We start from the raw sequence: 8,066 nt of genomic DNA on the forward strand, positions 1-8,066 counted from the left end.
GCCGATCGGCATGCTGATCGGCGACACCGTGGTGGGCCGACTGCTGCTGCCCGGCTCCCGCGAACGCCTGGTGGTCCCGCTGATCGCGCTGATGGGCCTCCCGCTGCTCGGCTTCGCCGCCCAGCCCGGCCGCCCGCTCGCCGCCGTCCTGCTCCTGCTGGCCGGCTGCGGCTTCGCCAACGGCCTCGGCCTCCAGCGCGAGTTCCTGGCCGCCCTCCCCGAGCACGGCCAGGGCCAGGCCTTCGCCCTGCTCGGCTCCGGCAACATGACCCTGCAGGGCCTCGGCCCCGCCTGCATCGGCGCCCTCGCCACCGCCACCGGCCCGGGCACCGCGATGGCCCTCGCCGGCTCCGCCACCGCCCTCACCGCCGGCTGGGTCCTCGTCTGGCGCCCGGGCCGGCGGCGCGGTCAGTGATCCGCGCCGTACCGGACCACCTCGACCGGGTCGACCAGCACCAGGCCCTGAGTGACCAGTTCGTCCAGTTGGGGCAGGAACGCGCGGATCCGCTCCTCGGTGTCCACGATCACCACCGCGACCGGCAGGTCCGCGCTGAACGAGAGGAGCCGGGCGGTGTGCAGGTGGGACGAGGCGCCGAAGCCCTCGATCCCGTGGAACACGCTGGCACCGGCCAGCCCGGCGCTGTGGGCCCGGTGCACGATCTCGCTGTAGAGCGGCCGGTGGCGCCAGACGTGGTCGTCCCCGACCACCACGGTGAGCCGCAGCGCCGACCCCGCAAGCCTGGCCATCACGTCCTCCGACCGGGGCGCGCCCGCGGCGCCCCACGGGTCCAGGATGGCCGACGCCGATCGGTTCGGCCGGCAGGCCGCGGCCGGGATTTCCGGGCAATTCCTGTTATCCCCGCGAGCAGGATTCATCGTACGGAAAAGAATCCCGGGGCATCTGTTCCACCTGCGGCGCAACCCATAGGGTCACCCTGTCGGGCTCGGACGGGAGGCGTGCAGATTTGGACCTGGAATTCCGGCACCTCCGCATGCTGCTGGCCATCGCGGAGGCCGGCAGCCTGGGCCGGGCCGCCGCGGCCACCGGGTTCTCCCAACCCTCCGTCAGCGGCCAGTTGAAGCGCCTGGAGAACTACTTCGGCGGCACCCTGTTCGACCGCTCAGCCGCGGGGGTGCGCCCCACCCCGCTCGGCGTGCAGGTGATCGGACAGGCCCGCGAGGTGCTCGCCCGGGTGGACGCGCTGGGCCGCGACACCGCGGGAGCGGCGCCCGACCCGACCTCGCCGCTGCGCCTGGCCGCCACCAACACGCCCATCCTGGCCGGCATGATCGGCCACGCCCGCACCGCCCTGCCGCAGCTGGCGCCGCTGGTCAGCAGCGTCTACGCGACGGTCGAGATCGTCGAGCTGATCGAGCGGGGCGAGGCGGACGCGGGCCTGGCCGTCGACTACCCCGGCATGGAGCTGCACCACTCGCCGGCCCTGGCGCACCGCGGCATCGTCACCGAGCCCGCCTTCGTGGCGCTCAGCCGCGAGCACCCGGCCAGTCGGCAGCAGGAGGTGGACCTGGCCGACCTGGCCGACAGCCCCTGGTTCCTCACCCCGGACGACGGCGCGGGCTGGCCCGGTGTCTTCTACTCCGCCTGCCGGGCGCGCGGCTTCGCGCCGGCGGCCGTGCACGAATTCCTCGGTGACCAGCACCAGTTGCAGACGATGATCGCGGCCGGGGTGGGCGTCTCGGTGGTGCAGGCCACCATCCGGCCGATCGCGGGGGTCTCGGTGAAGCCGCTGACCGGCACGCCGCTGTGGACCAGGTACGTGCTGGTGTGGAGCCCGGAGCGGGTGCCGGCGGCCACCGCCGACACCCTGTTCGGTGCCGCGGCCCGCGCCTACCAGGAACTCATCGCCCACGCACCGCACTTCCAGACCTGGGCGAGCGGCAAGTACCGCCTCCCGCGCTGCTGACCGGGTTGGACCGGTCGGCCCGGCCCCGCGCCGTTCACCCGACCGGGACCATGTTGTGGAAGGCGACGATCCGCCAGGCCCCGGCCGCGTCCCGCGCGACCACCGCCAACGCGTGGGTGGCGAGCAGGCGCTGCCCGTCGGCCGCCAGCACCTCCGCGGCCACGTCCACCGTGGCGAGACCGGACCGCAGCGGGCGGACCGCGTCGATCCGCGACCGCAGCGTGGTGCCGCGGAAGGCGGTGCGGAAGAGCTGGTCGTGGCGGGCGGCGACCCCGGCCCGCCCGCCGGGCTTCTCCCCGCGCACCGTGGTGAAGTCGCAGTCCTCGGCGAACACCGCGGCGAAGGCCTCGGCGTCGCCGGCCGCCCAGCCGCGCGCCATGACCGCCCACAGCTCGCGGACCCGGTCCTCCTCGACCCCGCTCATCGCGCACCGCCCCCCGCCGGCACGGCGGTCCGCACCCGCAGCGGGACTTGGACCAGCGGACCGTCCGGCCCCTCGGGCAGCGCCCACGCGCCCAGGGCGTGGTACACGGCCCCGCCCCGGGTCTCCAGGTAGCAGATCAGGTTGACGGGCCAGCCCGCGCTCCCGAAGGCGTGCCGGTCCATGGGGGTGGGGTGCTCGCTCAGTGCCCGTCCGCCCGCGAGCTCGGGGCAGATCCGGTGCCAGTCGGGGTGCATGTGGATCGAGCCGAGGATGTCCAGGCCCGCCGCCTCGGCCTGGTAGGAGATCCGCAGCAGGTCGGCCGAATCGAACCACCAGCCGCGCAGCTCGTTCCCGTACTCGGGCCCGAAGCGCGGCACGATGGTCTCGGTGAACTCCCGCCGGGCGGCCGGGTCGGTGGTCTTGGCGTTGCGGCCGAAGGCGAGGTGCTCGACGTTCAGGGTCGAGTCGGCGACCGTGCCCAGTAGCAGCGCGAAGCACGGCAGCTGGGCCTCGGGGGTGATCAGCCGGTACTCGGGCACCGCCGCGGCCAGGAACTCCTGGAGCACGGCGTCATGGAGCAGGATGGTGGGGAGGTCCCCGGGTATCACGTCCGTCGCACTCACACCCTCGGTTCCGGTCATGCACATGCTCACCGTCCCGGAGACCCTAACAGTCGCACGCACCGTGCCCGCGGCCGGAGGACATTGTGACGTCACGTCACCGCTGCATTCTTCGCCACCTCCTGATCGGCCGTCACCGCCCGGGTCCGAACCTGCGCCGGTACGCCGACGGTGCGAGCCCCGTCTCGCGGCGCATCAACGACCGCAGGTGGGCCGCCGTGCCCAGGCCGCTGCTACGGGCCACCACCTCCAGCCGCGCCTCGCCCCGCTCGATCAGCCGGCAGGCCAGCGCCACCCGCTCCCGGGTGAGCCAGGCCAGCGGCGTGGTGCCCAACTGGGCCCGGAACCGCCGGTGCAGCGTGGCCGGGCTGACGGCCGCCCGGGCCGCGAGGTCGGCGACGGTCAGCGGCTGCTCCAGCCGCTGCTGCACCCAGGCCAGCACCGGGCCCAGCGACTCGTCGCGCACCGCGGGCACCGGTCGCTCGATGAACTGCCGCTGCCCGCCGTCCCGGTGCGCCGCGAAGACCAGCCGCCGGCTGACCGTGTTGGCGATCTCCGCCCCGTGGTCCCGGCGGACGATGTGCAGCCCCAGGTCGAGGGCGGCCGCACTCCCGGCGGCGGTGAGGATGTCGCCGTCGTCGACGAAGAGGACGTCCTCCTCCAGCCGGACCGCCTGGAACCGGGCCCGGAAGGAGTCGGCCCACTGCCAGTGCGCGGTGGCCCGGCGCCCGTCCAGCACCCCGGCCTCGGCGAGGGTGAAGGCGCCGCTGCAGAACCCGACCAGCCGCGCCCCGCGCGCGTGCGCGCGGCGCACCGCGGCCAGCACGGCCGGCCGCCGGGGCACCGCCGTGTCGGGCCGGTTGGGGACGATCAGGGTGTCCGCCTCGTCGGCCGCCGCCAGGTCGGCGACCCCGGTGAGGGTGAAGAAGCCGTCCCGCATCAGTGTGCTCGGCTCCGGCGAGCAGAGCCGGAAGGTGTAGAGGTCGCGCCCCACCTCGGGCCGGCGCAGGCCGAACACCTCGGTCGCGCAGCCTAGTTCGAAGGGGTTGGAGTTCTCGTCCACGATCACGACGACCCGGTGCGGGGAGTGCGAGGATCCTTGCGGCATGTGCGATTCCTAGCACTCCCGCCGACCGCGGACCAGTTGGCACCATCACGCCATGACCACCGAACCGATCGTCCTCACCGAGGCCCTGGCCACCTTCGACACCCTGTGGAGCCCGCGCATCGTCGCCCGGGTCAACGCCTACGACGTGCGGATCGCCAAGGTCGCGGGCGAGCACGTGTGGCACGCCCACGACCACACCGACGAGTTCTTCCTGGTGCTCGACGGGGAGTTGCGGATCGCGCTGCGCGAGCCCGCCGGGGAGCGCACCGTCCGGCTGACCAAGGGGGCGGTGTTCACCGTCCCGCGGGGCGTCGAGCACCGGCCGTACGCGCCCGAGGGGGCGGCGATCCTGATGGTCGAGCCGTCCGGTACGCCGACCGTCGGCGACCGCCACGACGCGGTGCCCGGCCACGTCGACGTCACCACCGGGCCCCGCCTCTGAGCCGGGCGCCCGGTAAGCCGGGGCCGCTGCCCGGCCCGCCGAGGTGGAAGGAGGTCGCCGTCACCGCACCGGCGTCGTAGAGGGCGGGGCTGGTGGCGGTGACGGTCAGCTGCGGCGCGTCCGCGGAGTCGAACAGCCGGAAGCCGCTGATCCAGCCGGCGCCGGGTGCCGTGCCGAACCGGCCGTCGCCCATGCCCTCGCAGGTGCTGCCGTCCGCGTGGGCCACCTCGCCGAAGGCGCTGATCATCTGCGCCCGGGTGTAGCCGCCGTTCCACAGCGAGCCGGGGAAGTAGCCGACGGCCGTGCCGTCGTAGAAGACCCACCAGTCGCCGCCGAGGTTGTCGATGGCGAAGCTGCCGGCCTCGCCGCGCGCCAGCGCCGTCCCGGGCCGCACCGTGCGGGACACCTGGACGAAGCCGCAGCCGTTGTAGCAGCTCTCCTGGCCGTCGACCCAGTGGTAGACGAACAGGTGCGGCCGGGTGTCCCCGTTCAGCCCGAGGTCCACCGTCCAGCCGATCTCGACGGTGGACTTCTGGTCGGCGGACTGCACCGCGAGCTCCTGGAGCGAGTGCGAGGACGTGTCCCCGGGCTTGACCGCGGGTGCGGACTGCAGCATCCGGATGCTCGCGCCGGCCGCATCGGTGTTCTGACGGCCCGTCACGTAGTCGAAGCAGGCGCCGAACCAGCAGATCGGTCCGGCCGGGCCGGCCGCCGCGGCCGATGCAGGAGCCGGGGCCGGAGCCGGGGCGGCGGTCGCCGTCCCGGGGGCCGCGCCCAGCAGGCCCAGGACGAGTGCGCAGCCGACGAGGGTTCGCGATATCCGCATGTGGGGGGTCCGTTCCGCGAGGGGCGAGGTGGACCGGGCGCGCGCCGCGCCGCGGTGATAACTGCGGACTTAAATCCGCTTTCATCGACGCTTAAGTTAGGGACCGCCGCCCCGGACCGCAAGGGTCGCGACATCGAAACCCGTCACTGCGCATGCCGGCTGTCGCGCCGTCACCACCCGTTACAGCGAACCGAATCGAGCAAAAACCAACGCCGACAGAAGGCATGACAGGGCATCAGACCGGGCATTTCCTCTGCACAAAGCGTTTGATCTGGGTCGCTTCTGATCGGTTCTGTTTGCTTTGCCTGATCGCTGCCGCCCTCAGCCAGGAGCACCACCATGCGCACAACCCGCCGCGGCCGTCGGGCCGCACGAGCCGCCGTCGCGGCCACCCTCCTCTCGGCAGCCGCCCTCCCCCTGTTCGGCGCCGCCCCGCCCGCCGCCGCCGAAGGCAACGGAGTGGCCCTCACCCCGCCCATGGGCTGGAGCACCTGGAGCTTCCTGCGGGGCAGCCCGAACCAGTCCACCGTCGAGGCCGAGGCCAAGGCGATGGCCGACAGCGGCCTGCTCGCCCACGGCTACTCGTACGTCAACCTCGACGACTTCTGGTACCTCAATCCGGGCACCACCGTGGACGGGTACGGCCGTTGGGTCACCGACATGTCGAAGTTCCCCAGCGGCATGGCCGGCCTGGCGTCCTACGTCCACGCGTTGGGCGAGAAGTTCGGCATGTACCTCACCCCCGGTATACCCGTGGCGGCGTACAACCAGAACACGCCGATCCAGGGCACCTCGTTCCACGCCCGGGACATCGTCTCCGACACCACGCACTACGAGGCGAACTACAACTTCGGCAACGGCTCGATGTACGCCATCGACTACGCCAAGAACCCGGCCGCCGCCCAGGCCTTCCTCAACTCCTGGGCCGACCAACTGGCTTCCTACGGAGCCGACTACCTGAAACTGGACGGCGTGGGCGACTGGGACGCCGCCGACATCCAGCACTGGTCGCAGGCGCTCAACCAGAGCGGCCGGGCGATCCACCTGGAGCTCTCCAACAGCCTCGACCCCGGCAATGCCTGGGCCTGGCAGGCCTGGGCGAACGGCTGGCGGATCGACGGCGACGTGGAGTGCTACTGCTCGGCCTCGTCCTTCCCGCTGACCAGCTGGTCCAGCGTCTCGCGCCGGTTCGCCGACGCCCCCGCCTGGACCAGGTACGCCGGTCCGGGCGGCTGGAACGACCTCGACTCGCTGGAGGTCGGCAACGGCTCCAACGACGGGCTGACCCCGGACGAGCGGCAGAGCGCCGAGACCCTCTGGGCCGTCAACGCCGCACCCCTGCTGCTCGGCGTCGACCTCACCAACCTCGACGCCGGCGACAAGGCCCTGCTCACCAACGACGAGGTCATCGCCGTCGACCAGGCCGGCCACCCCGCCCACCCCGTCGACCAGCTGACCCAGCAACAGGTCTGGAGCACCGCCAATCCCGACGGCTCGTACACCGTCGCGCTGTTCAACCTGGCCGCCACCTCGCAGACCGTCACCGCCAAGTTCACCGACCTCGGCTTCTCCGGCTCGGCCGCGGTCCACGACGACTGGACCCACACCGACCTCGGCACGGCGACGGGCTCCTTCAGCGCGGCACTGAACCCGCACGCCAGCCGCCTGCTGCGGCTGACCCCGGCCGCCGGGCTGCGCTACACCGCGATGCCCTACCACCTGGTGAACGCGGCCACCGGCCAGTACCTGGACGTCTCCGGCGCGGGCACCGGCGACGGCGCCGGCCTGGTCCAGCAGCCCGCCAACGGCGCCAACGACCAGCTCTGGCAGCTCGTCCCCGACGGCGACGGCTCCTACCGGCTGGTCAACTGCAACAGCGGCCGCCTGGCCAACGTCCCCGGCTGGTCCACCACCAGCGGCACCCAGCTGGTCCAGTGGGACGACGACCACGGCGCCAACTCGCACTGGACGCTCTCGCCGACCGGCAGCGGCTCCTACACCATCACCTCCCGCTCCAGCGGCCAGAACATCGACGTCTCGGGCGGCACGGTCGTCCAGGCCGGTGCCTCCGGCGGCGCGGGCCAGCAGTGGCGCCTGGTGCCGGCCCCGGCCCCCGGCGCGGAGTACAAGCTGGTCAACGGCGCCAGCGGCGGCCGGATGGACGTGCAGTACGACGCCACCACGGACGGCGCGCCGATCCTGCAGTGGCAGGACAACGGCCAGCGGGACCAGTTGTGGATCCTCGCCGCCCAGCCCGGCGGCAGCTACACCGTCGCCGACGCCAACAGCGGCAAGCTGCTCAACATCCCCGGCCCGACCACCAATCAGGCCACCCAGCTGATCCAGTACTACGACGACGGAAACCCCAACTCCCGCTGGACCCTGGTCGACGCCGGGCCCAACCTGGTCCAGCTCAGGAGCGCCTACGACGGGCAGGTGGTCGACCTCTACAACAACTCGACCGCCGACGGCGCCGCCGTCCAGCAGTTCCCGGCGAACGGGGGCGCCAACCAGACCTGGAGCCTGGTCTCCCCCACCTCCTGCGCAGGGTAGCGCCGGGAGCGAGCAGTCGAGCGGGCCCGCACCGGGGGAAACGGTGGGGGGCCCTCGGGGGGGCGGGGGGGCGGGGGGGGCCCCCGGCCCCCCCCCGCCCCCTCCCCCCCCGGGGCCCGCCCCCGCGGGGGGATCAGAGCCGGACCGAGTACGTGGTCGGGGCGGCGG

General features: G+C 73.2%; 8 protein-coding genes and 1 pseudogene. 4 read left to right on the forward strand and 5 right to left on the reverse strand.

Going from position 1 to position 8,066, the window contains the following annotated elements; all coding sequences use genetic code 11:
* Positions 1 to 415: pseudogene (locus tag ACFW1A_RS35435) on the forward strand (MFS transporter); the annotation flags it as partial.
* Here ACFW1A_RS35435 and ACFW1A_RS35440 read toward each other — a convergent pair.
* The gene (locus tag ACFW1A_RS35440; RefSeq protein WP_380416671.1) at positions 409 to 747 is read right to left on the reverse strand and encodes a DUF190 domain-containing protein; all 339 of its coding nucleotides are present in this window, start codon (positions 745 to 747) and stop codon (positions 409 to 411) included. The pseudogene ACFW1A_RS35435 and the gene ACFW1A_RS35440 overlap by 7 nt on opposite strands.
* 218 nt (positions 748 to 965) lie before the next feature.
* Between ACFW1A_RS35440 and ACFW1A_RS35445 the strand changes: the two genes are divergently transcribed.
* Positions 966 to 1,925 carry a LysR family transcriptional regulator gene (locus ACFW1A_RS35445; protein WP_380416673.1) on the forward strand — a complete coding sequence of 320 codons (960 nt, stop codon included), beginning with the start codon at positions 966 to 968 and terminating at the stop codon, positions 1,923 to 1,925.
* A gap of 34 nt (positions 1,926 to 1,959) precedes the next feature.
* Here the strand turns inward: ACFW1A_RS35445 and ACFW1A_RS35450 are convergent, their stop codons facing one another.
* The 3 genes from ACFW1A_RS35450 to ACFW1A_RS35460 form a co-directional block, all read right to left on the reverse strand.
* Entirely contained in the window at positions 1,960 to 2,349 is a 390-nt protein-coding gene (locus ACFW1A_RS35450; protein ID WP_380416675.1) for an SgcJ/EcaC family oxidoreductase, read from the reverse strand.
* Positions 2,346 to 2,990 (reverse strand): hypothetical protein, encoded by a 645-nt coding sequence (locus tag ACFW1A_RS35455; protein ID WP_380416677.1) that lies wholly within the window; start codon positions 2,988 to 2,990, stop codon positions 2,346 to 2,348. Before ACFW1A_RS35455 ends, ACFW1A_RS35450 begins: the two co-directional genes overlap by 4 nt.
* A 112-nt stretch (positions 2,991 to 3,102) precedes the next feature.
* Positions 3,103 to 4,077 carry a GlxA family transcriptional regulator gene (locus ACFW1A_RS35460; RefSeq protein WP_380416681.1) on the reverse strand — a complete coding sequence of 325 codons (975 nt, stop codon included), beginning with the start codon at positions 4,075 to 4,077 and terminating at the stop codon, positions 3,103 to 3,105.
* A gap of 52 nt (positions 4,078 to 4,129) precedes the next feature.
* Here ACFW1A_RS35460 and ACFW1A_RS35465 point away from each other — a divergent pair, with 52 nt between their 5' ends.
* Complete coding sequence (locus ACFW1A_RS35465; protein ID WP_380416683.1) at positions 4,130 to 4,519, forward strand: cupin domain-containing protein; 390 nt, start codon at positions 4,130 to 4,132, stop codon at positions 4,517 to 4,519.
* Here the strand turns inward: ACFW1A_RS35465 and ACFW1A_RS35470 are convergent.
* Complete coding sequence (locus tag ACFW1A_RS35470; RefSeq protein ID WP_380416685.1) at positions 4,497 to 5,345, reverse strand: neprosin family prolyl endopeptidase; 849 nt, start codon at positions 5,343 to 5,345, stop codon at positions 4,497 to 4,499. The genes ACFW1A_RS35465 and ACFW1A_RS35470 overlap by 23 nt on opposite strands.
* Positions 5,346 to 5,684: 339 nt before the next feature.
* On the opposite strand from ACFW1A_RS35470, the gene ACFW1A_RS35475 reads away from it, so the two are divergent.
* Positions 5,685 to 7,898 (forward strand): alpha-galactosidase, encoded by a 2,214-nt coding sequence (locus ACFW1A_RS35475; RefSeq protein WP_380416687.1) that lies wholly within the window; start codon positions 5,685 to 5,687, stop codon positions 7,896 to 7,898.
* Positions 7,899 to 8,066: the final 168 nt, after the last annotated feature.

Source organism: Kitasatospora sp. NPDC058965 (assembly GCF_042741245.1).
Classification (GTDB): domain Bacteria; phylum Actinomycetota; class Actinomycetes; order Streptomycetales; family Streptomycetaceae; genus Kitasatospora.